Genomic DNA, 23,415 nt, shown 5'->3' on the forward strand with positions numbered 1-23,415 from the left:
TTACTCTTCTTCGTCCCCGGTAAAGTTAGCCTGCGGCAGGCAGGTTCGCTCGCCCCAGTAGTAAATTCCCAGCGACATCACCGCCACGATGACTGTATCCCACGGATGCGCAATCACTCCCGAACCACCAAAGCTGCCAAGCCAGGAGAAGAGCATAATCAGCGCGTAGAAGGCGATAAGCCAGAGGGACGATTTCACCTGCTGCGCCAGGCTGACGGTATGCACCGGCACTTTAGATTTGCACAACACGTAGACCACAAACATCACAATTTGCAGCCCCAGCAGCCACGACAGCGTGCCCCAGCCAGACCAGAACACAATCAACGCCGAAATCACAAATGACACCGGGCCGATCACCCCGAAAGCGCGCACGCGGAACGGGCGCGGCAGATCCGGCGCATTACGGCGCAACCCCGCCGCCGTGACTGGTGCAATGGCATAGCTCAGCACCAGCGCCGCCGACACCACGCTAATCAGCTGTTCCCATGACGGGAACGGCAGCGTCCAGAAGATAGACATCGCGAAAGTCAGCCACAGCGCCGGACGCGGAATGCCAGACTCTTTATCAATGTGGGTGAATGCCTTAAAGAACGTCCCCGCTTTCGCCCAGCCATAAATCACGCGCGGCGTGGCGTTCATATAGATATTGCCAGTGCCGCTTGGGGAGACAATCGCGTCACACACCACCATAAATGCCAGCCAGCCCATCCCGAGCGTAATGGCGATATCCCGGTACGGCAGCGAAAACTGCTTGCTGATCTCCGCCCAGCCGCTACCCAGCATCTCCGTCGGAATACTGCCGAGAAACGCCAGTTGCAGCAGCACGTAGATAATCGTCGACAGCACCACCGACAAAATCAGCGCCACCGGGATGGTACGCTGCGGGTTCTGCACTTCGCTCGCCACCGAGATGATTGGCGTCAGCCCCAGGTAGGCAAAGATTATCCCCCCCGCGCTGATCGCCGCTTCCACGCCCGACATGCCAAACGGCGCAATGCCCTGAACGTGCAGGTTCTCAGGCCTGAAGAAGGTAAACAGGGTGACGACGACCGCCAGTGGCACCAAAAACTTCAGAATACTGATGATGTTATTGGAGCGGGCGAACGTTTTCACACTGTAGTAGTTCAGTCCGAAGAAGAAACACAGCAACAAAAACTGCACCCCCCAGCCCAGTAGCGTCGGGTCACTCGACCCGGGCTGAGTCAGCATCGGGAACCAGGCTGCCGCATACTGGCGCGCGGCCACAATCTCGATAGAGATCAGGCTGGAGAACGCAATCAGCGTAATAAAGCCGAGCAGATAGCCCATCAGCTCACCGTGGGAGAACACCGGATAACGGATAATCCCCCCGGCGCGGGGCAGCGCGGCCCCCAGCTCACAATAGACAATCCCCAGCAGCAGAACCGCAATCCCGCCGATGACCCACGAGGCAATCCCCGCTGGCCCGGCAATGGATGCCACATGGCTTGCAGCAAACAGCCAACCGGAGCCAAAGATCGCCCCAAGACCGATAAACGTCAGGTCGGTGAGCGTGAGCTGCTTTTTAAATTTCCCCGACTCAACAACGCGGGACTGTGTTTGATGCGTAGAGTGGATCGTCATGGTCAAGCCCTTCAGTCAACAGAGGGGGAAATGGCTTCCCGGGTCCACTGCCCGTTAATCTGGCGCAGCAGGTTCAGGGGGTTGGCATCCTGGACAGCAGGCGGCAACAGTGCGGCAGGCACGTTTTGCAGGCACACCGGGCGCAGAAAACGCTCAATGGCTTTTGTCCCTACGGAAGTACCGCGTGAGTCAGTGGTGGCAGGCCACGGACCGCCGTGTACCATCGCATCGCACACTTCCACCCCGGTCGGATAACCGTTAAACAGCACGCGCCCTGCTTTTTCGCTCAGGGCAGGCAGCAGGCGCTGCGCCAGCGGCCCGTCGTCAGATTCCGCGTGAACCGTCGCAGTCAACTGGCCCGGGATGGCGCGCAGAATAGACAACAGTTCAACCTCGTCAGCCACCTCCACCAGCACCGCCATCGGGCCGAACACCTCATGCTGTAACAGTGGATCCTCTGCCAGCAGCAGCGAAGCCGGAGCCTGATACAGCCGGGCCTGTGCGCAGCCTGTGGCCAATCCGTCAGCTCCCGCCAGCCGCTGAATAGCGGGATGCGCCTCAAACGCGCTGACGCCTTCCTGATAGTGCGCCAGCGTCGGGGCATTCAGCATGGTCTGTGCCGGAGCCTGATTCACCGCCGCCTTCAGCGCCTGAGTGAAGCGGGTAAAACCCTCCCCCCGCAGGGCGAGGATCAGCCCCGGCTTCGTACAAAACTGCCCACAGCCCAGGGTGAAGGAGGCCACCAGCTCATTTGCCAGCGTCTCTGCCCGGGTAGCTAACGCCTGAGGCAGAATCATCAGCGGGTTAATGGCTGACATTTCCGCAAAAACCGGTATTGGCTGCGGACGCTGCTGCGCCAGCTGCCACAGCGCCTTGCCGCCGCGCAGTGAGCCGGTAAAACCGACCGCCTGAATAGCCGGATGGCGAACCAGCTCAGCCCCAATGTCGGTGCCGAAAATCATGTTAAAAACGCCCGCAGGCAGCGACGATTTATCAACTGCGCGCACAATGGCCTGGGCGGTCAACTCCGCCGTTGCCATATGTCCGGGATGCGCTTTCACCACCACCGGACAGCCTGCCGCCAGTGCGGAAGCGGTATCGCCTCCTGCCGTGGAGAAGGCCAGCGGGAAATTGCTGGCACCGAACACCGCCACCGGGCCCAGCGCGGTCAGATACTGGCGCAGATCCGGGCGCGGCAGCGGCTGGCGTGCAGGCAGCGCGGTATCAATACGCACGCCAAAGGTGTCACCCCGGCGCAGCACACCCGCAAACATCCGCAGCTGATTGCTGGTACGGGCGCGCTCTCCCTGCAGCCGTGGCAGCGGTAGCGCCGTCTCCTGGTGAGCTATCGCGAAAAAGTCCTCGCCGAGTAAATCCAGCTCGTCGGCGAGGGTATCGAGAAAGCGGGCGCGCACCTCGGGTGAGGTCTGCGAAAAGACAGGGAACGCCTGCTCAGCCGCCAGTGCCGCAGCGGCGACCTCCTCGCGGGAGGCCGGGAAGAAACGGTATCCGGTCGGCTCATTGTCAGCGGCACGCAGGCCCGGCAGCGTCGCCTCACCGCTTGCCACGCGGCGTCCGGCGATAAACTGCTGGCCTGATATGCAGAGAGATAAAGTCATCGTCGTTCCTTTTCTCAGAGGCCTACGTCCGGCAGCTGCGGTCGGGTCGCCAGCGCCTTCTCAACAACCGCCACCACGTGCGCACGGGTCTCCCCTTCCAGCGCTAAACGCGGTGGACGGGTAATGGCGCTGCCGCGTCCCAGCAACTCTTCGCAAAGCTTAATGCACTGCACCAGATCCGGACGCGCGTCCAGATGCAGCAACGGCATAAACCAGCGGTAAAGTGCCATCGCCTCTTCGTACCGCTGCTGCTTCGCCAGGCGGAACAACGTCTCCCCTTCACGTGGGAAAGCGTTCGACATCCCGGAGATCCAGCCTTCCGCCCCAACGGCAATACTCTCTACCACCACGTCATCCAGCCCGGCAAACAGCACAAAGCGGTCACCAACGGCGTTACGCAGGTCGGTAAAACGGCGGGTATCGCCGGAGGAGTCTTTGAAGCAGACGATGTTGTCGCAGTCGGTGAGCGTCGCCAGAATGTCCGGCGTCACGTCGTTTTTGTAGATTGGCGGGTTGTTGTACACCATGATCGGCAGGTCGGTGGCGGTCGCCACGCTGCGGAAATGGGCGGCAGTTTCATGCGGCTTAGAGGAGTAAACCAGCGCAGGCATCACCATAATACCGTCAACGCCCACGCGCTCAGCCTCTTTCGCCATCTTCTGCGCAAACGCGGTGGTGAATTCAGCCACCCCGGCAATCACCGGGATCTGACCGCCCGCCGCGTCTTTCGCCACCTCGATAATCTGCAGCTTTTCCTGCGTGGTCAGCGAGGTGTTCTCCCCCACGCTGCCGCACACCACCAGGCCGGAAACACCATCCCTGACCAGGTTTTTCATCACTGCATGGGTGGCGTCCAGATCGAGAGAGTAATCGCTACGAAACTGGGTAGTGACTGCCGGAAATACACCGCTCCAGTGAATGGCTTTCTTGCTCATGTTCAGTTCCTTGTCGTCAATTTGTTAAATCAAAGTGAATGAATGGTGAATATTCACTGACAGATTGACGTTTCAGGCGACCGACGGCTTGGTGGTTTTCCTCCCCTTTGATGACGAAATTAGCACAGTGAGTTTGTCTTACCCGGCCAGCGTGATGCGAAAATCACGCGGCGTAGAGCCGGTCATCGCTTTAAACTGGCGGCTAAACGCGCTGTGATCGGTATAACCACATTGCAGGGCAATATCGGTAATCGGCGTATCGCCGGCCAGCAGCTCGGTGGCCTTTTCCAGCCGCACCTTGTGGATCATCTGGCGTGGGGTGAGGTGAAAAATGCGCTTACAGTAGCGTTCGATCTGCGCCACCGACATGCCGCTCAGCGCGGTCAGCTCTTCCATCGCGATTGGCCGGTGGTAATGGTTGCGGATATGCTCATCGACAATCGCCAGCCGCTGCCACGCCGGGTGACGCGCCTGCGCTTCCTGCAAGTCGTGCGAAATGCCTGCCATGCCGATCACCTGGCCCTGCGCATCCCGAAGCGCCAGCTTCTGAGTCAAACACCAGCCGCGCTCACGACCATTGTAGAGATGCATCTCCAGCTGATCGCGCAGGGTCACCCCCTCACGCAACACCCGCATATCCTGTTCGGTATACCCCTGCCCCAGCGCGGAAGGGAACACATCGGCAGAGGTTTTGCCCAGCAGAGAAACAACGTTCTTAAACCCACAGCGGCGTGCCAGGGTCATGTTGACCATCAGATAGCGCGCCTGCACGTCTTTAACAAAAAACACCACGTCAGGAATGGCATTGAGCAAGGGTGCAATCAACGCTATCGCATTCAGCAACATCTGGATATCTTCCGGACGCTGGCGCGCCAGCCCTTCACATATCTGGCTGAGTTCAGACACTTCCAGCACCGGCGACGGAGCCAGCACATCATCAATAACACAGGACATAACGCTTCCTCCCGATTAGTGAGCTGGATCTTTATTAACTTTTCATTAACTCATCAAGCCCCCATGCTGCGTTTTGCGATCCTGCCACAGGTTTGTCATTTCCTCTGTATCATCCACTGGCGCAGTCCCCTTTTTTGGTTTACCACACCATCAACAGAATGATTAATAAGAAATAAATATGAATTTCACTTAAGAATGAAACCGGTCACTGTGCTGATTTCGTCATTTCCGGTGACGAAAGCGATCAAGCCGGAACGTCAGGCTTACGCCAGCATTTAGCAACAAGATTTTAACTTCCCGGAGATCCCATGACAGCGCAGCACAGTGAACTGAGAGTAATTGACTCCCACACCGGCGGCGAACCCACCCGCCTGGTCATCGACGGTTTTCCGGATCTGGGAACAGGCAGCATGGCCGAGCGCCGGGCGCGCTTTGCCCGCGATTACGACGACTGGCGTAAAGCCATCATCCTTGAGCCACGCGGTAACGACGTGCTGGTCGGAGCCCTGCTCTGTAAGCCAGTTTCACCGCAGGCCACGGCGGGGGTCATCTTCTTCAACAACTGCGGCTTTCTGAACATGTGCGGCCACGGCACTATCGGGCTTATTGCCTCGCTGGCCTGGCTTGGGTGCATTCAGCCAGGCCGACACGTGATTGAAACCCCGGTGGGTGACGTTACCGCTACGCTGCACGAAGATGGCAGCGTCTCAGTCGAAAACGTCCCGGCTTATCGCTGGCGTAAGCAGGTGCAGGTAGAAACCGCCCACGGCACGGCCACGGGCGATATCGCCTGGGGCGGCAACTGGTTCTTCCTCGTCAGCGATCATCCGTTTGCAGTCACACCGGATAAGCTCCCTGAATTGACCGAATACGCCTGGGCAATCCGTGAAGGGCTAGAACATGCAGGTATTCGCGGCGAACATGACGGCATTATCGACCATATCGAACTGTTTGCTGAGGATACCCATGCGGACAGCCGCAGCTTTGTACTCTGCCCCGGTAAAGCCTGGGATCGCTCGCCCTGTGGCACTGGCACCAGCGCCAAGCTGGCCTGTCTGGCGGCGGATGGCAAACTCAGGCCCGGAGAAACCTGGCGACAGGCGAGCATCATCGGCAGCGAATTTACCGCCCACTACGTGCCGCATGGCGACAAAATCGTACCGACGATCCGCGGTGAGGCGTGGGTCTGCGGTGATAACCGGTTGATCCTCAATGCTGGCGATCCGTTCCGCTGGGGGATCGTGCTGTGATCGAAAGTGACGTGATTGTCATCGGGGCCGGGATTATCGGCGCGGCCTGCGCCTGGCAACTGGCAAAGCGCGGGCAACGGGTCACGCTGGTCGACGACGGCAACGCCGGGGCGACGGCAGCGGGTATGGGTCACCTGGTCTGTATGGATGACGACCCCGCCGAACTCACCCTCTCCGCCTGGTCTCTGGCACGCTGGCGGGAACTGACCCCCCGGATGCCGGAAAGCTGCGCCTGGCGCGGATGCGGCACCCTGTGGCTGGCGGAAACTGCGCAGGAGCTTGCGCTGGCAGAGGAAAAACAGCAGCGGATGGCACAGGTCCAGGTCACCAGCGAGATGCTCACCCGCGAGCAGCTTGCCGCACGCGAACCCCTGCTCACCTCCCGGCTCACCGGCGGGCTGTGGGTGCCCGGTGACAGTATCGTCTACGCACCGAACGTCGCCCGCTGGTTTATTGACGATGCCGGCGTCACGCATCTTCGTGATAGCGCCCTCTCTGTCGAGGCTCCTTACGTCACCCTGCGCAGCGGTGAACGTCTGCGTGCGGGCGCTATCGTCATCGCCTGTGGTCTGAATGCCAACACGCTGCTGGAGGAAAACTGGCTCAGGGCGAAAAAAGGCCAGCTGGCGATCACCGACCGTTACGGCCCGTTGCTCAGCCACCAGCTAGTGGAGCTGGGATACGGGGCCAGCGCCCACGCAGGCGGAACGTCGGTGGCGTTTAACATCCAGCCTCGCCCCACCGGACAGTTACTGATTGGCTCTTCCCGCCAGTTCGATAACACGGACCGCGAGCTGGATCTCCCCTTGCTGGCACAAATGCTGGCGCGCGCACGTCATTTTTTACCCTCGCTGGAGAGCCTGAATATCATCCGCTGCTGGAGCGGTTTTCGCGCTGCATCGGCAGACGGCAATCCGCTCATTGGCCCGCATCCCACACGTCCGGGTGTCTGGCTGGCGCTGGGTCATGAAGGGCTGGGCGTCACGACGGCCCCCGCAACCGCCGAGCTGCTTAGCGCGCAGATCCTGGGCGAGCGCCCGGCGGTTTCCCCAAACGCCTGGCTTCCCGCACGGCTGTACAAACAGGAGGCCATCGCATGACGATCCTGAACATGATTATCGACGGCCAGCCCTGCGAGGTTCCCGTTGGTATCAGCATCGCGGCAGCACTGGCGCTGATGGGCAACGGTGTCACACGCCACTCGGTCAGCGGCGAACGGCGAGCGCCCTTCTGCGGAATGGGAATATGCCAGGAGTGTCGCGTCACGGTAAACGGACGCCGGGTGCTGGCCTGCCAGACGGAATGCCAGCCCGATATGGTGATTGAAAGGAGCCAGTATGCGAATGTTTGACTGCGAAATTCTGATCCTCGGCGCAGGGCCAGCCGGGCTATCGGCGGCGCTGGCCGCCGCACGCTGCGGAAAATCGGTCATGGTTCTTGACGACAACCCGCGTCCTGGCGGGCAAATCTGGCGCGATGGCCCGCAGGTCTCGCTGCCCCGACGGGCCCGTCGCCTTCGCCTGGCAGTGGCAGAACAGCCGCGCATTACGCTGCTGAACGGCGCGCGGCTGATTGCCCGTCCTCACGCGCATTCCATTGTTTTTGAAACCGCAGATGGCTGCGGAGAGATCCGCTGGCAGCGGTTAATTTTATGCTGCGGTGCGCGCGAGCTTTCGCTGCCGTTTCCCGGCTGGACGTTACCCGGCGTGACGGGAGCCGGAGGGCTACAGGCACAGATTAAACATGGCCTGTCGCTCAACGGCGAACGGGTGATCATTGCCGGAAGCGGCCCGCTGCTACTGGCGGTCGCCAGCACGGTGAAACGCGCGGGCGGAAATATCGTTGCCATCATCGAACAGGCTCCGGTGAGCGCGCTGGCCCGCTTCGCGGTGGGGCTTTGGCGCTGGCCTGAAAAACTGCGCCAGCTCGGCGAGCTTTTCCCCGCCCACTACCACCCGGCAAGCCAGGTTATCCGTGCGCAGGGTGACTCGCATCTGCACTCCGTCACCGTACGTCATCAGGAAAAAATCCGGGAGATCGCCTGCGACAGGCTGGCTATCGGCTACGGACTGGTGCCGAACCTTGAACCCGGGTTGATTTTTGGCTGCAAAACGGAAAATCAGGCAATTTGGGTTGATGCAGAGCAACGCACCAGCGTGCCGGATATCTACGCTGCAGGAGAATGCACCGGCTTTGGTGGCAGTGAGCTGGCGCTGGCAGAAGGGGAAATCGCGGGTTATATCGCGGCGAATAATCCCGGAAAGGCAGAAAAAGCCATCGCCGCCCGTGCCCGCTGGCAACGTTTTTCCCGGGCGCTACATACCACCTTTGCCTTACCGGACGCGCTAAAAGAGGTTGTCACTGCGGATACGCTGCTCTGCCGCTGCGAGGACGTGCGCTGCGGCGATGTGCAAAATGCCGAAAGCTGGCAGGCGGCGAAGCTCGCATCACGCTGTGGGATGGGTGCCTGCCAGGGAAAAACCTGCGCCACCAGCGCCCGCTGGCTGTACGGCTGGCCGCTGCCACAACCGCGCGAGCCCCTTTCCCCCGCGCGTATCGACACGTTGATCCACATGGCGAAGCCGGAGGGCTGAGTTATTCCTCTTCCCCGCGCTCTGCAATATGGCGATTGCCGAGCGCGATAAACTCTTCCAGCAGCGCCGTCAGCTGCTTCATCTTCTCCGGCGTATATTCCGCTTCAATGTGCTGATACGCCTCTTCCACCTGCGCCTGTGCGTGCTCGTACAGCACATTCCCCTCTTTGGTCAGCGACACATACAGCTTGCGCTGGTCATTCACCGGCTTTAAGCGCAGCACCAGACCGTCGCGCTCCATGCGCGTGAGAATGCCCGTCAGGCTCGGACGCAAAATGCAGGTCCGAAACGCCAGGTCGTGAAAATCCATCGACGGGCTTTCTGCCAGCACGCGCACAATCCGCCACTGCTGTTCGGTCAGATTATGCCGCTTCACAATCGGGCGAAAGTAAGCCATCGCCGCTTCCCGCGCCTGCAACAGCGCGATGGTTAATGAGTCATGCATAGCCTCTCCCCGCCAATCATTAACAAGTAAACAATTTAAAAAAGATGTTTTTATAAACAACACGTTTTACATCAAAAAGTCTAACAGAAACCAGTCAATTTTATTAACAGAATGATTTATATAGAATTTAAAATTGATATGTAAATTTATTGTTATTCATATCACAATTTCTTCACTTCTGATTGCGAAACAAACAGCAAAAGCATAAAACCAGATCATTAACATATTAATGAAATCACAACCCGGATCCCCGGCCTGAGGAGTAGTCAATGAAAGGTACTGTTTTTGCCGTGGCGCTTAACCATCGCAGCCAGCGTGATGCCTGGGGCGACGCGTTTGAAAAAGCCCCTTATCACACCCCACCTAAAACGGCGGTATGGTTTATCAAACCCCATAACACCGTGATCCGCGCAGGTGAACCCATCCCGTTTCCGCATGGGGAAACGGTGTTAAGCGGTGCAACGGTGGCTCTGGTGGTCGGCAAAACGGCCAGCAAGGTACACGTGGAAGACGCTGCGCAGTACATCGCCGGATACGCGCTGGCCAACGAGGTGAGCCTGCCGGAAGAGAGCTTTTACCGCCCGGCGATCAAAGCCAAATGCCGTGACGGATTTTGCCCGCTCGGCGAGCTTGCCACTGTCGACAATGTCGATAACCTGACCATCATCACCGAGATCAATGGCCGCGAAGCCGACCACTGGAACACCGCAGATCTGCAGCGTAACGCGGCCGAACTGCTGAGCGCCCTGAGCGAATTCGCCACCCTCAACCCCGGCGATGCCATTCTGATTGGCACCCCGCACTCGCGCGTGGCGCTGCGCCCCGGCGATCGCGTGCGTATCCTGGCAAAAGGTTTCCCGCCCCTGGAAAACCCGGTGGTTGAGGCGTGCGACGTCGCCACCGTTCAACGCCCACACCCTCACGCCACGCTGTTTGCGCTGGGCCTGAACTACGCCGATCACGCCAGCGAGCTGGACTTTAAGCCGCCGACTGAACCGCTGGTGTTCATCAAAGCACCGAACACCTTTAACGGCGACAACCAGACGTCGGTACGCCCGGACAACGTCGACTACATGCACTACGAAGCGGAGCTGGTGGTGGTAATCGGCAAAACCGCACGCAAGGTCAGCGAAGCCGGGGCGATGGACTATGTGGCGGGCTACACGGTGTGTAACGACTACGCCATTCGCGACTACCTGGAAAACTACTACCGCCCGAACCTGCGGGTGAAAAGCCGCGACGGGTTAACCCCCATCAGCCCCAACGTGGTGCCCAAAGAAGCTATCCCCGACCCGCACAACTTAACCCTGCGCACCTTCGTTAACGGCGAGCTACGCCAGGAAGGCACCACGGCGGATCTGATCTTCAGCATCCCGTTCCTGATTGCGTACCTGAGCGAATTTATGACCTTACAACCGGGCGACATGATCGCCACCGGCACGCCAAAAGGCCTTTCCGACGTAGTGCCTGGCGACGAAGTGGTGGTGGAAGTGGAAGGCGTTGGCCGCCTGGTGAACCGAATTGTGAGTGAGGAAACGGCAAAATGAAAAAGATTAACCATTGGATCAACGGCAAAAACGTAGCAGGAAGCGACTACTTCCACACCACTAACCCGGCCTCCGGCGAAGTGCTGGCTGAAGTGGCCGCCGGCGGTGAAGCAGAAATTAATCAGGCGGTTGCGGCGGCAAAAGAGGCATTCCCGAAATGGGCCAATCTGCCGATGAAAGAGCGCGCACGCCTGATGCGTCGTCTCGGGGATCTTATCGATCAAAACGTCCCTGAGATCGCCGCAATGGAAACTGCCGATACTGGCCTGCCGATCCACCAGACCAAAAACGTGCTGATCCCGCGCGCCTCGCATAACTTCGAGTTCTTCGCCGAAGTGTGCCAGCAGATGAACGGCAAAACCTACCCGGTCGACGACAAAATGCTCAACTACACCCTGGTGCAGCCCGTTGGCGTCTGCGCGCTGGTGTCGCCGTGGAACGTACCGTTTATGACCGCCACCTGGAAAGTCGCACCGTGTCTGGCGCTGGGCAATACCGCGGTGCTGAAGATGTCTGAACTCTCGCCGCTGACCGCCGACCGTCTGGGCGAGCTGGCGCTGGAAGCGGGTATTCCGGCGGGCGTGCTGAACGTGGTGCAGGGCTATGGCGCAACGGCGGGCGACGCGCTGGTACGTCATCACGACGTGCGTGCCGTCTCCTTTACCGGCGGCACCGCCACCGGACGCCGTATCATGCAGAACGCCGGCCTGAAAAAATACTCGATGGAGCTGGGGGGAAAATCCCCGGTGCTGATTTTTGAAGATGCCGACATCGAGCGCGCGCTGGACGCCGCCCTGTTCACCATCTTCTCCATCAACGGCGAGCGCTGCACCGCCGGTTCACGCATCTTCATTCAACAGAGCATCTACCCGGAGTTCGTAAAGCGCTTTGCCGAACGCGCCAACCGTCTGCGCGTGGGCGACCCGACCGATCCAGACACCCAGGTTGGCGCACTGATTAGCCAGCAACACTGGGAAAAAGTCTCCGGCTATATTCGCCTCGGTATTGAAGAGGGAGCCACCCTGCTGGCAGGCGGCCCGGACAAACCCACCGATCTGCCTGCGCACCTGAAAGGCGGCAACTTCCTGCGCCCGACCGTGCTGGCAGATGTCGACAACCGCATGCGCGTGGCGCAGGAAGAGATTTTCGGGCCGGTGGCCTGCCTGCTGCCGTTTAAGGACGAAGCGGAAGGTCTGCGCCTGGCCAACGACGTGGAATACGGCCTGGCGTCGTACATCTGGACGCAGGACATCAGTAAAGTGCTGCGCCTGGCGCGCAATATCGAAGCGGGCATGGTATTCGTCAACACCCAGAACGTGCGTGACCTGCGCCAGCCGTTTGGCGGCGTGAAGGCCTCCGGCACCGGCCGTGAGGGCGGCGAGTACAGCTTTGACGTGTTCGCAGAGATGAAAAACGTCTGTATCTCTATGGGCGACCATCCGATTCCAAAATGGGGAGTCTGATATGGGCAAGTTAGCGTTAGCGGCAAAAATCACGCACGTTCCGTCGATGTATCTTTCTGAGCTGCCGGGCAAAAACCACGGCTGCCGCCAGTCAGCCATCGACGGCCACAAAGAGATCAGCCAGCGCTGCCGCGAGCTGGGCGTGGATACCATTATCGTGTTCGACACCCACTGGCTGGTGAACAGTGCCTACCACATCAACTGTGCGGATCATTTCGCAGGTGTCTACACCAGCAACGAGCTGCCGCACTTTATCCGCGACATGACCTACGACTACGACGGCAATCCGGCGCTGGGTCAGCTGATTGCTGACGAAGCGGTGAAGCTCGGCGTGCGCGCCAAAGCGCACAACATCCCGAGCCTGAAGCTGGAGTACGGCACGCTGGTGCCGATGCGCTACATGAACAGCGACAAGCACTTCAAAGTGATCTCCATCTCGGCGTTCTGCACCGTGCACGACTTCGCCGACAGCCGCAGGCTGGGTGAGGCCATCGTCAGCGCCATCGAAAAATACGACGGCACCGTGGCGGTGCTCGCCAGCGGCTCGCTGTCGCACCGTTTTATCGACGACCAGCGCGCGGAAGAAGGGATGAACAGCTACACCCGCGAGTTCGACCGTCAGATGGACGAGCGCGTGGTGAAGCTGTGGCGCGAAGGCCAGTTCAAAGAATTTTGCAGCATGCTGCCGGAATACGCCGACTACTGCTACGGCGAGGGCAACATGCACGACACGGTGATGCTGCTGGGGATGCTCGGCTGGGATAAATACGACGGCAAGGTGGAGTTTCTCACCGAACTGTTTGCCAGCTCCGGTACCGGTCAGGTCAACGCCGTTTTCCCGCTGCCCGCGTAAGGAACCCCTATGCCGCACTTTATTGCTGAATGTACTGACAACATCCGCGAACAGGCTGACCTGCCGGGGCTGTTTGCCAAAGTGAACGACGCACTTGCCGCCACGGGCATCTTCCCGCTCGGCGGTATCCGCAGCCGCGCGCACTGGCTGGATACCTGGCAGATGGCCGACGGTAAGCACGATTACGCGTTTGTGCATATGACGCTGAAAATCGGCACGGGGCGCAGCCTGGAGAGCCGGGAAGCCGTGGGGGAGATGCTGTTTGAGCTTATCAAAACGCACTTCGCCGCGCTGATGGCGAGCCGTTATCTGGCGCTGTCGTTTGAGCTCGACGAGCTGCACCCGACGCTCAATTACAAACAAAACAACGTGCACGCCTTGTTTAAGTAATACCGGCACGGTCTGTCCCCTCTCCCTTTGGGAGAGGGTTAGGGTGAGGGGAAATCGCTGCGGCCTGATGCCCTCACCCCGGCCCTCTCCCACGGGGAGAGGGAGAAAACCTTACAACAGGATATTGCCATGCTCGATAAACATACCCATACCCTGATCGCTCATCGTCTGCATCAGGCGGAGCAATCCCGGGAGCAGATCCGCCAGATCTCACTCGACTACCCGACGATCACCATCGACGACGCCTACGCCGTACAGCGCGAATGGGTGAGCCTGAAGATCGCCGAAGGCCGGGTGCTGAAAGGCCACAAGATCGGCCTTACCTCCAAAGCGATGCAGGCCAGCTCGCAGATTAGCGAACCGGACTACGGCGCACTGCTGGACGACATGTTCTTCCACGACGGCTGTGACATTCCCGTCGATCGCTTTATCGTCCCGCGCATCGAAGTGGAGCTGGCCTTCGTGCTGGCAAAACCGCTGCGCGGCCCGAACTGCACGATCTTCGACGTTTACAACGCCACCGACTACGTGATCCCGGCTCTGGAGCTGATCGACGCCCGCTGTCACAACATCGACCCGGACACCCAGCGCCCGCGCAAGGTGTTCGACACCATCTCCGATAACGCCGCCAACGCAGGCGTGATCCTCGGCGGCCGCCCGATTAAGCCCGACGCGCTGGATCTGCGCTGGATCTCCGCCCTGCTCTATCGCAACGGCGTGATCGAAGAGACCGGCGTCGCCGCTGGCGTACTCAACCACCCGGCGAACGGTGTGGCATGGCTGGCCAACAAACTCGCACCGTACGACGTACAGCTTGAGCCAGGGCAGGTCATCCTCGGAGGGTCGTTTACCCGTCCGGTCACCGCCAGTAAGGGCGATACCTTCCACGTGGACTACGGCGACATGGGTTCCATCAGCTGCCGCTTTGTCTAGGAGACAACCATGCAAAACGCATTCAAAGCGGCGCTGAAAGCCGGAACACCGCAAATCGGTTTATGGCTGGGACTGACCAGCAGCTACAGCGCTGAACTGCTGGCGGGTGCAGGCTTCCACTGGCTGCTGATCGACGGGGAGCATGCCCCCAACAGCGTGCAAACCGTGTTAACCCAGCTTCAGGCGATTGCGCCGTATGCCAGCCAGCCGGTGGTGCGCCCGTCGTGGAACGACCCGGTACAGATCAAGCAACTGCTGGACGTGGGCGCGCAAACCCTGCTGGTGCCGATGGTGCAAAACGCTGACGAAGCGCGTCTGGCCGTACGTTCCACCCGTTATCCGCCTGCGGGCATTCGCGGTGTGGGCAGTGCTCTGGCGCGTGCATCACGCTGGAACCGCATTCCCGATTACCTGCAACAGGCCAACGACGCCATGTGCGTGCTGGTACAAATTGAAACCCGCGAGGCGCTGAAAAACCTGCCGCAGATCCTGGATGTAGAAGGCGTGGACGGCGTGTTTATCGGCCCGGCGGATCTCAGTGCCGACATGGGCTTTGCCGGTAATCCGCAGCACCCGGAAGTACAGGCCTCCATCGGGCAGGCGATCGTGCAGATTCGTGCTGCGGGCAAAGCGCCCGGCATCCTGATGGCCAATGAGCAGCTGGCAAAACGCTATCTCGAACTCGGCGCGCTGTTTGTCGCCGTCGGCGTGGACACCACCCTGCTCGCCCGCAGCGCCGAAGCGCTGGCGGCACGTTTTATCGATAACCCGGTTACGTCAGTTAATAACAATAAATCCGTCTACTGAATGTAAGATCTGGAGCGCACCATGACGACCTCTACCCTGCAAGATAATAAAGCTGTTGAACATCGCGTTATAAACAAGCTGTTCCGTCGTTTGATCGTGTTTCTCTTTATCCTGTTTGTCTTCTCGTTTCTCGACCGCATCAACATCGGCTTTGCCGGGCTGACGATGGGCAAAGATCTGGGCCTCACCTCCACCATGTTTGGCCTGGCGGCAACGCTGTTTTACGTCACCTACGTGCTGTGCGGTATCCCCAGCAACATCATGCTGGCGAAAATCGGTGCGCGCCGCTGGATCGCCGGGATCATGGTGGTGTGGGGCATTGCCTCCACCTGCACCATGTTCGCCACCAGCCCGCAGACGCTCTACGTTTTACGCATGCTGGTGGGTATTGCGGAGGCGGGCTTCCTGCCGGGGATTTTGGTCTATCTCACCTGGTGGTTCCCGGCCTATCACCGCGCCCGTGCCAACGCGCTGTTTATGATTGCCATGCCGGTGACCATGATGCTCGGCTCTATCCTCTCTGGCTATATTCTGGCGCTGGACGGGCTATGGAATTTGAAAGGCTGGCAGTGGCTGTTTCTGCTGGAAGGGCTGCCCTCCGTGGTGCTCGGCGTGGTGACCTGGTTCTTCCTTAACGACACGCCGGATCAGGCCAGCTGGCTGGATGATGACGAAAAACGGGTGCTGAAAACGATGATCGCCCGCGAGCAGGAAGTCGCCATTGCCCGCTCCGTCACACCACGATCGACGCTGCGCGAAGTGCTGACCCCGGCAGTGCTGCTCTACACCCTGGCCTATTTCTGCCTGACCAACACGCTGAGTGCTATCAACATCTGGACGCCACAGATCCTGCAAAGCTTTAACAGCCACAGCAGCAACATCGTGATCGGCCTGCTGGCGGCGATCCCACAGTTTTGCACCATCCTCGGGATGATCTGGTGGAGCCGCCGCTCCGACAGGCTAAAAGAGCGAAAAAAGCACACCATCCTGCCGTATCTGTTCGCGGCGGCGGGATGGATGCTGGCGTCGGCGACAGACCACAGTCTGATCCAGCTGCTTGGCATCATCATGGCCTCAACCGGATCGTTTACCGCTATGGCGATATTCTGGACGACGCCGGATCAGGTTATTAGCCTGCAGTCCCGGGCGGTCGCGCTGGCGGTGATCAACGCCATCGGTAACGTAGGATCTGCAGTCAGCCCGCTGTTGATCGGCATTTTGCGCGATACGACCGGCAGCTTCAGCTCTGGTCTGTGGTTTGTGGCCGGGCTGCTGGTGGTTGGCGCGCTGGTGCTGACCCGGATCCCGATGACGCAGCGGGAAAGCCTGGAGCATGAACCGGACATCGCCGCGCAGAAGATCCACTGAGGAACGGTTATGTGCCAGAGCCCTGTCGCCAATATCGACATCAGCAAAGAGTACGACGAAAGTCTGGGTACTGACGATGTGCACTACCAGTCGTTCGCCCGCATGGCGGCCTTTTTTGGCCGCGACATGCAGGCGCATCGTCACGACCAGTATTTTCAGATGCACTTTCTCGATACCGGGCAGATTGAGCTGCAGCTCGACGATCACCGCTACTCGGTGCAGGCTCCGCTGTTTGTCTTAACGCCACCGTCGGTACCGCACGCGTTTATCACCGAATCCGACAGTGACGGGCACGTGCTGACGGTGCGCGACGATCTGATCTGGCCGCTGTTAGAGGTGCTCTACCCCGGCACGCGGGAAGCCTTCGGCCTGCCGGGCATCTGCCTGTCACTGGCCGATAAACCCGACGAGCTGGCGGCACTGAAACACTACTGGCAGCTGATTGAGCGCGAATCCACGGAACAGCTGCCCGGGCGCGAGCATACGCTGGCGCTGCTGGCGCAGGCGGTTTTTACTCTGCTACTGCGCAACGCCAAACTCGACGACCATGCCGCAAACGGCATGCGCGGCGAGCTGAAGCTGTTCCAGCGCTTTAACCAGCTGATTGACGTCCATTACCATGAACACTGGACGGTGCCGGATTACGCCAGCGAGCTGCACCTTACCGAATCCCGACTGACCGATATCTGCCGTCGCTTCGCCAACCGGCCGCCAAAACGGTTGATCTTCGACCGGCAGTTGCGTGAAGCCAGGCGGCTGCTGTTGTTTTCCGACAGCCCGGTGAGTGAAATTGCCTGGCAACTGGGGTTTAAAGATCCGGCCTATTTCGCGCGGTTTTTTAACCGCTTAGTGGGGTGCTCACCCAGCAGCTATCGGGCGCAGAAAGTACCCGTGTCGCCTGTTCCCCTCACCCCTGCCCTCTCCCAAAGGGAGAGGGAGTAACCGTCCCCTCTCCCTTTGGGAGAGGGTTAGGGTGAGGGAAATCACACTCTGCGATCTATCGTGAAAAGTACCCGTCGTTGTCCCAATCGTCCCTTCACCTGCCGCCTCTCTCACGCTTCAATTAAACAACAAAAACAAAACATAAATTTAACAATCCTATTCCGTTACGAGGTCCCTATGAAGCCTGAAGATTTCCGCGCTGATGCCAAACGTCCGTTAACCGGCGAAGAGTATTTAAAAAGCCTGCAGGATGGTCGTGAGATTTATATCTACGGCGAGCGCGTCAAAGACGTCACCACCCATCCGGCGTTTCGCAACGCGGCAGCCTCCATCGCCCAGATGTACGACGCGCTGCACAAACCCGACATGCAGGACACGCTGTGCTGGGGCACTGATACCGGCAGCGGCGGCTACACCCACAAGTTCTTCCGCGTGGCGAAAAGTGCCGACGACCTGCGCCAGCAGCGTGACGCCATCGCCGAGTGGTCACGCCTGAGCTACGGCTGGATGGGCCGCACGCCGGACTACAAAGCAGCGTTTGGCTGCGCGCTGGGAGCCAACCCGGCCTTCTACGGCCAGTTCGAGCAGAACGCCCGCAACTGGTACACCCGCATCCAGGAAACGGGGCTGTACTTCAACCACGCCATCGTTAACCCACCGATTGACCGCCACAAACCGGCGGACGAGGTGAAAGACGTCTACATCAAGCTGGAAAAAGAAACCGATGCCGGGATCATCGTCAGCGGTGCAAAAGTGGTGGCGACCAACTCGGCGCTGACCCACTACAACATGATCGGCTTCGGCTCTGCACAGGTGATGGGTGAAAACCCGGACTTCGCATTGATGTTCGTCGCGCCGATGGATGCCGAAGGGGTGAAGCTCATCTCCCGCGCCTCCTACGAAATGGTGGCTGGCGCAACCGGTTCTCCGTACGACTACCCGCTCTCCAGCCGCTTCGACGAGAACGATGCCATTCTGGTGATGGATCATGTGCTGATCCCGTGGGAAAACGTGCTGATCTACCGCGATTTCGATCGCTGCCGTCGCTGGACGATGGAAGGTGGTTTTGCGCGGATGTACCCGCTGCAGGCCTGCGTGCGTCTGGCAGTCAAACTCGACTTCATCACCGCCCTGCTGAAAAAATCACTGGAATGTACCGGCACCCTGGAGTTCCGCGGCGTACAGGCCGATCTGGGCGAAGTGGTGGCCTGGCGCAATATGTTCTGGGCGCTGAGTGACTCCATGTGCTCCGAAGCTACCCCGTGGGTGAATGGCGCGTATCTGCCGGATCATGCCGCGCTGCAAACCTACCGCGTGATGGCCCCAATGGCCTACGCGAAGATCAAGAACATCATCGAACGTAACGTTACCAGCGGTCTTATCTACCTGCCGTCCAGCGCCCGCGACCTGAACAACCCGCAGATTGACCAGTATCTGGCGAAATACGTGCGTGGCTCCAACGGCATGGATCACGTTGAACGCATCAAGATTTTGAAACTGATGTGGGATGCCATCGGTAGCGAATTTGGCGGTCGTCACGAGCTGTATGAGATCAACTACTCCGGCAGCCAGGATGAAATTCGCCTGCAGTGTCTGCGCCAGGCGCAGAGCTCCGGCAACATGGACAAGATGATGGCGATGGTCGACCGCTGCATGTCCGAGTACGACCAACACGGCTGGACGGTGCCACACCTGCACAACAACAGCGATATCAACATGCTGGATAAGCTGCTGAAATAACGCAGCGGGAGGTTTCAATGCAATCAAATGAACAACGCCTGCGTTTTCGCGATGCGATGGCCAGCCTGTCGGCGGCGGTCAATATTATCACCACTGAGGGCGATGCAGGTCGCTGCGGCATTACCGCCACCGCCGTCTGCCCGGTCACGGACACGCCCCCTTCGTTGATGGTCTGTATTAACGCCAACAGCGCGATGAACCCGGTGTTTCAGGGGAACGGTAAACTGTGCGTCAACGTGCTCAACCATGAGCAGGAGCTCATGGCTCGCCATTTTGCCGGGATGACCGGCATGACGATGGAGGAGCGTTTTAGCCTCTCCTGCTGGCAGAAAGGCCCGCTGACACAACCCGTGCTCAAAGGCGCGCTGGCAAGCCTTGAAGGGGAGATAAGCCAGGTGCAAACCATCGGCACGCATCTGGTTTATCTTGTTGAAATTAAAAACATCATTCTGAGCGAAGAGGGCCACGGCCTGATCTATTTTAAACGCAACTTCCACCCGGTGATGATGGAGTCAGAAGCAACCGTCTGATCTGCCACGCGCTGGCGCACCCCGCGGCCAGCGCGTTTCCCGCAAAAAATACTAAGGTTTCCGCTAAATCACGCCGTTATATAACCATAAGATAAATTTTCTGTGTCTGAATACTGACATTTCCTGTCAGTGCCACCCGCATAATTCAGCGCATATCCCTTAAATAAACAGGAATACCTTATGGCTAATTCGACGCGGAGCCGCTCGGCTGAACGTCTGGTCGATATTCTGGTGGAGCTACATTTAAACGGTGTGGTAAACCGCAGCGCGCTGATGGAAAAATTTAAAATTACCGAGCGTACCGTCTACCGTGATTTAAATGCGCTCTCCCCGATAGTGGAACATACCGGTAATGGGCTATATCGTTTGATCCACACCGCACAATCAACTTATGGACAAGGTCTGCACCACACCATCTCTAACTTCCTGAATGCTGATAATTTTTTCCCGGAAAGAAATACAGATTTTTGGCAAAAACTTGAATCCCGCGTTGACGAAAATCATATTCTTATTCTTGGAAATGATGCAGAGCATACCGTACAGCGTGATATTCGCCGCCATTTATCGAAAATTGAGAAATCGATTAAGAATCGTAATGTTTGCCAGATTGTGTATAAAGGCAAAACCCGTCTGATTAATCCATACAAACTCATTAACCAAAAAAATATATGGTATTTACAAGCCACCGAAAATAGCAGGTTGAAATCCTTCTCCCTGAGTCAGATTAGCTGGCTTGATATTCAGAAAAGCACATTTATGCCTGAGGAGCACGTGATTGAGCTACTGGAGAAACGCCTCGATCCGTGGGTGTCTGAGAGTACTTTCGAAGTGAAAGTATTTATCAATCGTAATATTTCGCACTACTTCCAGCGCCGCAATTTACTGCCAGAACAAGAACTATTGGGTGAGGAAAGCGGTGGCGTCACGCTCCGCTGCCTGGCGGCACATGAGAACCAGATCCTGCCGCTGCTTTTCTACTGGCTGCCGAACATTCAGATTTTAGAGCCGGTGTGGCTGAAAGAGAAGTTCGTGAAGACGCTGGAAGACTATCTGGCACAGGAGTCTGCACCCTAATCAGGTGATCTCAATCACATAATTTCATCCACTGACGGCGGGTCTGAACCACTCGCCGCCACCTTTGACCGCTTACTCATCGCTTTCAACCACTCACCGATTTACCGTCCTTGACACACGCGACACTCTGGCACGATCGCTCCAGCATTAATCAATACCTCCTCAACGAACCCTGACCCTTTTTTCTTCACATAAAAAACCAGGTCTTACACTATGGATACTAAAAAACTACTGAAGCACGTGCCCTGGGCATTACTCGGGATCCTCGGCGCTTTCTGTCTGGCGGTTGTCGCATTACGCCGGGGCGAACACGTAAGCGCCCTGTGGATCGTGGTGGCGTCTGTTTCCGTCTATCTTGTGGCTTATCGCTACTACAGCTTGTACATCGCGCAGAAGGTCATGAAACTCGACCCGACGCGTGCTACCCCGGCGGTCATTAACAATGACGGCCTGAACTACGTGCCCACCAACCGCTACGTGCTGTTTGGTCACCACTTTGCCGCGATTGCGGGTGCAGGTCCGCTGGTCGGCCCGGTGCTGGCCGCGCAAATGGGCTATCTGCCAGGTACCCTGTGGCTGCTCGCAGGCGTCGTGCTGGCGGGTGCAGTGCAGGACTTCATGGTGTTGTTTATCTCTTCTCGCCGTAACGGTGCCTCTCTGGGTGAGATGGTCAAAGAAGAGATGGGCCGCGTGCCGGGAACGATCGCCCTGTTCGGCTGCTTCCTGATTATGATCATCATCCTTGCGGTGCTGGCACTGATCGTGGTGAAAGCGCTGGCCGAAAGCCCGTGGGGGGTGTTCACCGTCTGCTCAACCGTGCCAATTGCGCTGTTCATGGGTATCTACATGCGCTTCCTGCGTCCGGGACGCGTGGGCGAAGTGTCGGTGATTGGTATTGTGCTGCTGGTCGCGTCCATTTACTTCGGCGGCGTGATTGCACACGACCCGTACTGGGGTCCGGCGCTGACCTTCAAAGACACCACCATCACCTTCGCACTGGTCGGTTACGCATTTATCTCCGCCCTGCTGCCGGTCTGGCTGATTCTGGCTCCGCGTGACTACCTGGCAACCTTCCTGAAAATCGGCGTTATTGTCGGTCTGGCACTGGGTATCGTGATCCTCAACCCGGATCTGAAAATGCCTGCGGTCACGCAGTACATCGACGGCACCGGTCCACTGTGGAAAGGCGCGCTGTTCCCGTTCCTGTTCATCACCATCGCGTGTGGTGCGGTCTCGGGCTTCCACGCCCTGATCTCCTCCGGTACCACGCCAAAACTGCTGGCGAATGAAAACGACGCACGCCTGATCGGTTACGGCGCAATGCTGATGGAATCCTTCGTGGCGATCATGGCTCTGGTTGCCGCCTCCATCATCGAACCGGGTCTGTACTTCGCGATGAACACCCCACCAGCGGGCCTGGGCATTACCATGCCAAACCTGCATGAGATGGGCGGTGACAACGCGGCAATGATCATGGCGCAGCTTAAAGATGCCAGCGCCCATGCGGCGGCGACCGTCAGCTCCTGGGGCTTTGTGATCTCGCCTGAGCAGATCATGCAGACCGCAAAAGACATTGGCGAACCGTCCGTACTGAACCGTGCCGGTGGCGCACCAACGCTGGCCGTCGGTATCGCACACGTGTTCCACAAAGTGCTGCCGTGGGCGGACATGGGCTTCTGGTACCACTTCGGTATTCTGTTCGAAGCACTGTTCATCCTGACCGCGCTGGATGCCGGTACCCGTGCAGGCCGCTTCATGCTGCAGGACTTGCTCGGTAACTTCGTACCGTTCCTGAAGAAAACCGACTCTCTGGTCGCGGGCGTGCTGGGTACGGCTGGCTGCGTAGGCCTGTGGGGTTACCTGCTGTATCAGGGCGTTGTCGACCCGCTGGGCGGCGTGAAGAGCCTGTGGCCACTGTTCGGTATCTCTAACCAGATGCTGGCAGCCGTTGCTCTGGTGCTCGGTACCGTAGTCCTGGTGAAAATGAAACGCACCAAATACATCTGGGTGACCGTGGTTCCTGCGATGTGGCTGCTGCTCTGCACCACCTGGGCGCTGGGTCTGAAACTGTTCAGCACCAACCCACAGCTGGAAGGCTTCTTCTTCATGGCTAACCAGTACAAAGAGAAAATTGCCGCAGGCGGCGGTGACCTGACCGCGCAGCAGATTGCCAACATGAACCATATCGTGGTGAACAACTACACCAACGCGGGTCTGAGCATTCTGTTCCTGGTGGTGGTGTACAGCATCATCTTCTACGGCATCAAAACCTGGATGAAAGTGCGTAACGCTGAAGGTCGTACGGATAAAGAGACTCCGTATGTACCGGTTCCGGAAGGCGGCGTGAAGACCTCTTCACACCACTAAAA

General features: G+C 58.6%; 21 protein-coding genes. 16 read left to right on the forward strand and 5 right to left on the reverse strand.

Annotation, left to right across the window (positions count from 1 at the left end; translation table 11 throughout):
• The 4 genes from ACJ9N4_RS17930 to ACJ9N4_RS17945 all read right to left on the reverse strand — a co-directional run bounded on the left by ACJ9N4_RS17930 (nt 1) and on the right by ACJ9N4_RS17945 (nt 5,110).
• Nucleotides 1-1,602, reverse strand: coding sequence for an APC family permease (locus tag ACJ9N4_RS17930; protein ID WP_182273590.1), 1,602 nt, complete (start codon nt 1,600-1,602; stop codon nt 1-3).
• Between the two features lie 11 nt (nt 1,603-1,613).
• Nucleotides 1,614-3,221 carry an aldehyde dehydrogenase (NADP(+)) gene (locus ACJ9N4_RS17935; protein ID WP_411500684.1) on the reverse strand — a complete coding sequence of 536 codons (1,608 nt, stop codon included), beginning with the start codon at nt 3,219-3,221 and terminating at the stop codon, nt 1,614-1,616.
• Nucleotides 3,222-3,235: 14 nt separating this feature from the next.
• Entirely contained in the window at nt 3,236-4,156 is a 921-nt protein-coding gene (locus ACJ9N4_RS17940; RefSeq protein WP_182273592.1) for a dihydrodipicolinate synthase family protein, read from the reverse strand.
• 138 nt (nt 4,157-4,294) lie between these two features.
• Nucleotides 4,295-5,110, reverse strand: a complete 816-nt coding sequence (locus ACJ9N4_RS17945; protein WP_182273593.1) for an AraC family transcriptional regulator — start codon at nt 5,108-5,110, stop codon at nt 4,295-4,297.
• 308 nt (nt 5,111-5,418) lie between these two features.
• Here ACJ9N4_RS17945 and ACJ9N4_RS17950 point away from each other — a divergent pair, with 308 nt between their 5' ends.
• Genes ACJ9N4_RS17950 through ACJ9N4_RS17965 form a run of 4 tightly spaced genes read left to right on the forward strand, consistent with a single transcriptional unit; the run spans nt 5,419 to nt 8,954 of the window.
• Complete coding sequence (locus tag ACJ9N4_RS17950; protein WP_411500685.1) at nt 5,419-6,360, forward strand: 4-hydroxyproline epimerase; 942 nt, start codon at nt 5,419-5,421, stop codon at nt 6,358-6,360.
• Complete coding sequence (locus tag ACJ9N4_RS17955; protein WP_182273595.1) at nt 6,357-7,460, forward strand: NAD(P)/FAD-dependent oxidoreductase; 1,104 nt, start codon at nt 6,357-6,359, stop codon at nt 7,458-7,460. Before ACJ9N4_RS17950 ends, ACJ9N4_RS17955 begins: the two co-directional genes overlap by 4 nt.
• Nucleotides 7,457-7,711 (forward strand): (2Fe-2S)-binding protein, encoded by a 255-nt coding sequence (locus tag ACJ9N4_RS17960; RefSeq protein WP_411500686.1) that lies wholly within the window; start codon nt 7,457-7,459, stop codon nt 7,709-7,711. Before ACJ9N4_RS17955 ends, ACJ9N4_RS17960 begins: the two co-directional genes overlap by 4 nt.
• Entirely contained in the window at nt 7,698-8,954 is a 1,257-nt protein-coding gene (locus ACJ9N4_RS17965; protein ID WP_411500687.1) for an FAD-dependent oxidoreductase, read from the forward strand. The genes ACJ9N4_RS17960 and ACJ9N4_RS17965 overlap by 14 nt, the downstream gene beginning before the upstream one ends.
• Nucleotide 8,955: 1 nt before the next feature.
• Here the strand turns inward: ACJ9N4_RS17965 and hpaR are convergent, their stop codons facing one another.
• Complete coding sequence (gene hpaR, locus ACJ9N4_RS17970) at nt 8,956-9,399, reverse strand: homoprotocatechuate degradation operon regulator HpaR (protein ID WP_182919356.1); 444 nt, start codon at nt 9,397-9,399, stop codon at nt 8,956-8,958.
• A gap of 269 nt (nt 9,400-9,668) precedes the next feature.
• Between hpaR and hpaG the strand changes: the two genes are divergently transcribed.
• The 12 genes from hpaG (at nt 9,669) to ACJ9N4_RS18030 (ending at nt 23,413) form a co-directional block, all read left to right on the forward strand.
• Nucleotides 9,669-10,946 (forward strand): 4-hydroxyphenylacetate degradation bifunctional isomerase/decarboxylase, encoded by a 1,278-nt coding sequence (gene hpaG, locus ACJ9N4_RS17975; RefSeq protein WP_411500688.1) that lies wholly within the window; start codon nt 9,669-9,671, stop codon nt 10,944-10,946.
• Entirely contained in the window at nt 10,943-12,409 is a 1,467-nt protein-coding gene (hpaE, locus tag ACJ9N4_RS17980; RefSeq protein WP_395121839.1) for a 5-carboxymethyl-2-hydroxymuconate semialdehyde dehydrogenase, read from the forward strand. The genes hpaG and hpaE overlap by 4 nt, the downstream gene beginning before the upstream one ends.
• Before the next feature lies 1 nt (nt 12,410).
• Nucleotides 12,411-13,262, forward strand: a complete 852-nt coding sequence (gene hpaD, locus ACJ9N4_RS17985) for a 3,4-dihydroxyphenylacetate 2,3-dioxygenase (protein ID WP_182919353.1) — start codon at nt 12,411-12,413, stop codon at nt 13,260-13,262.
• Nucleotides 13,263-13,271: 9 nt separating this feature from the next.
• Complete coding sequence (locus ACJ9N4_RS17990; protein ID WP_196390769.1) at nt 13,272-13,652, forward strand: 5-carboxymethyl-2-hydroxymuconate Delta-isomerase; 381 nt, start codon at nt 13,272-13,274, stop codon at nt 13,650-13,652.
• A gap of 129 nt (nt 13,653-13,781) precedes the next feature.
• Complete coding sequence (gene hpaH / locus ACJ9N4_RS17995) at nt 13,782-14,585, forward strand: 2-oxo-hept-4-ene-1,7-dioate hydratase (protein WP_182273603.1); 804 nt, start codon at nt 13,782-13,784, stop codon at nt 14,583-14,585.
• A gap of 9 nt (nt 14,586-14,594) precedes the next feature.
• Entirely contained in the window at nt 14,595-15,392 is a 798-nt protein-coding gene (gene hpaI / locus ACJ9N4_RS18000; protein ID WP_196390768.1) for a 4-hydroxy-2-oxoheptanedioate aldolase, read from the forward strand.
• A 21-nt stretch (nt 15,393-15,413) separates the two neighbouring features.
• Nucleotides 15,414-16,760 carry a 4-hydroxyphenylacetate permease gene (gene hpaX / locus ACJ9N4_RS18005; RefSeq protein WP_182919350.1) on the forward strand — a complete coding sequence of 449 codons (1,347 nt, stop codon included), beginning with the start codon at nt 15,414-15,416 and terminating at the stop codon, nt 16,758-16,760.
• Nucleotides 16,761-16,769: 9 nt separating this feature from the next.
• A complete protein-coding gene (gene hpaA / locus ACJ9N4_RS18010; RefSeq protein ID WP_182919349.1) occupies nt 16,770-17,702 on the forward strand; it encodes a 4-hydroxyphenylacetate catabolism regulatory protein HpaA in 933 nt (310 codons plus the stop codon).
• 177 nt (nt 17,703-17,879) lie between these two features.
• Nucleotides 17,880-19,442 carry a 4-hydroxyphenylacetate 3-monooxygenase, oxygenase component gene (gene hpaB / locus ACJ9N4_RS18015; RefSeq protein WP_014168483.1) on the forward strand — a complete coding sequence of 521 codons (1,563 nt, stop codon included), beginning with the start codon at nt 17,880-17,882 and terminating at the stop codon, nt 19,440-19,442.
• 17 nt (nt 19,443-19,459) lie between these two features.
• Nucleotides 19,460-19,972, forward strand: coding sequence for a 4-hydroxyphenylacetate 3-monooxygenase reductase subunit (locus ACJ9N4_RS18020; RefSeq protein ID WP_182273607.1), 513 nt, complete (start codon nt 19,460-19,462; stop codon nt 19,970-19,972).
• A 180-nt stretch (nt 19,973-20,152) separates the two neighbouring features.
• Nucleotides 20,153-21,046, forward strand: coding sequence for a helix-turn-helix transcriptional regulator (locus ACJ9N4_RS18025; RefSeq protein ID WP_411500689.1), 894 nt, complete (start codon nt 20,153-20,155; stop codon nt 21,044-21,046).
• A gap of 213 nt (nt 21,047-21,259) precedes the next feature.
• Entirely contained in the window at nt 21,260-23,413 is a 2,154-nt protein-coding gene (locus ACJ9N4_RS18030; RefSeq protein WP_182919347.1) for a carbon starvation CstA family protein, read from the forward strand.
• Nucleotides 23,414-23,415: the final 2 nt, after the last annotated feature.

Source organism: Enterobacter sp. LM3, from assembly GCF_046622475.1.
Taxonomy (GTDB): Bacteria; Pseudomonadota; Gammaproteobacteria; order Enterobacterales; family Enterobacteriaceae; genus Enterobacter; species Enterobacter cloacae_P.

Bases quoted from the DNA above. Each gene is read 5' to 3' on its own strand.
- hpaI (WP_196390768.1), top strand. From the start codon at position 14,595: ATGCAAAACGCATTCAAAGCGGCGCTGAAAGCCGGAACACCGCAAATC.
- ACJ9N4_RS17965 (WP_411500687.1), top strand. From the start codon at position 7,698: ATGCGAATGTTTGACTGCGAAATTCTGATCCTCGGCGCAGGGCCAGCC.
- hpaR (WP_182919356.1), bottom strand. From the start codon at position 9,399: ATGCATGACTCATTAACCATCGCGCTGTTGCAGGCGCGGGAAGCGGCG.
- ACJ9N4_RS18020 (WP_182273607.1), top strand. From the start codon at position 19,460: ATGCAATCAAATGAACAACGCCTGCGTTTTCGCGATGCGATGGCCAGC.
- ACJ9N4_RS17935 (WP_411500684.1), bottom strand. From the start codon at position 3,221: ATGACTTTATCTCTCTGCATATCAGGCCAGCAGTTTATCGCCGGACGC.
- ACJ9N4_RS18025 (WP_411500689.1), top strand. From the start codon at position 20,153: ATGGCTAATTCGACGCGGAGCCGCTCGGCTGAACGTCTGGTCGATATT.
- ACJ9N4_RS17930 (WP_182273590.1), bottom strand. From the start codon at position 1,602: ATGACGATCCACTCTACGCATCAAACACAGTCCCGCGTTGTTGAGTCG.
- hpaX (WP_182919350.1), top strand. From the start codon at position 15,414: ATGACGACCTCTACCCTGCAAGATAATAAAGCTGTTGAACATCGCGTT.
- ACJ9N4_RS17945 (WP_182273593.1), bottom strand. From the start codon at position 5,110: ATGTCCTGTGTTATTGATGATGTGCTGGCTCCGTCGCCGGTGCTGGAA.
- hpaE (WP_395121839.1), top strand. From the start codon at position 10,943: ATGAAAAAGATTAACCATTGGATCAACGGCAAAAACGTAGCAGGAAGC.
- hpaA (WP_182919349.1), top strand. From the start codon at position 16,770: ATGTGCCAGAGCCCTGTCGCCAATATCGACATCAGCAAAGAGTACGAC.
- ACJ9N4_RS17940 (WP_182273592.1), bottom strand. From the start codon at position 4,156: ATGAGCAAGAAAGCCATTCACTGGAGCGGTGTATTTCCGGCAGTCACT.
- hpaB (WP_014168483.1), top strand. From the start codon at position 17,880: ATGAAGCCTGAAGATTTCCGCGCTGATGCCAAACGTCCGTTAACCGGC.
- ACJ9N4_RS18030 (WP_182919347.1), top strand. From the start codon at position 21,260: ATGGATACTAAAAAACTACTGAAGCACGTGCCCTGGGCATTACTCGGG.
- ACJ9N4_RS17960 (WP_411500686.1), top strand. From the start codon at position 7,457: ATGACGATCCTGAACATGATTATCGACGGCCAGCCCTGCGAGGTTCCC.
- hpaH (WP_182273603.1), top strand. From the start codon at position 13,782: ATGCTCGATAAACATACCCATACCCTGATCGCTCATCGTCTGCATCAG.
- ACJ9N4_RS17950 (WP_411500685.1), top strand. From the start codon at position 5,419: ATGACAGCGCAGCACAGTGAACTGAGAGTAATTGACTCCCACACCGGC.
- hpaG (WP_411500688.1), top strand. From the start codon at position 9,669: ATGAAAGGTACTGTTTTTGCCGTGGCGCTTAACCATCGCAGCCAGCGT.
- ACJ9N4_RS17990 (WP_196390769.1), top strand. From the start codon at position 13,272: ATGCCGCACTTTATTGCTGAATGTACTGACAACATCCGCGAACAGGCT.
- hpaD (WP_182919353.1), top strand. From the start codon at position 12,411: ATGGGCAAGTTAGCGTTAGCGGCAAAAATCACGCACGTTCCGTCGATG.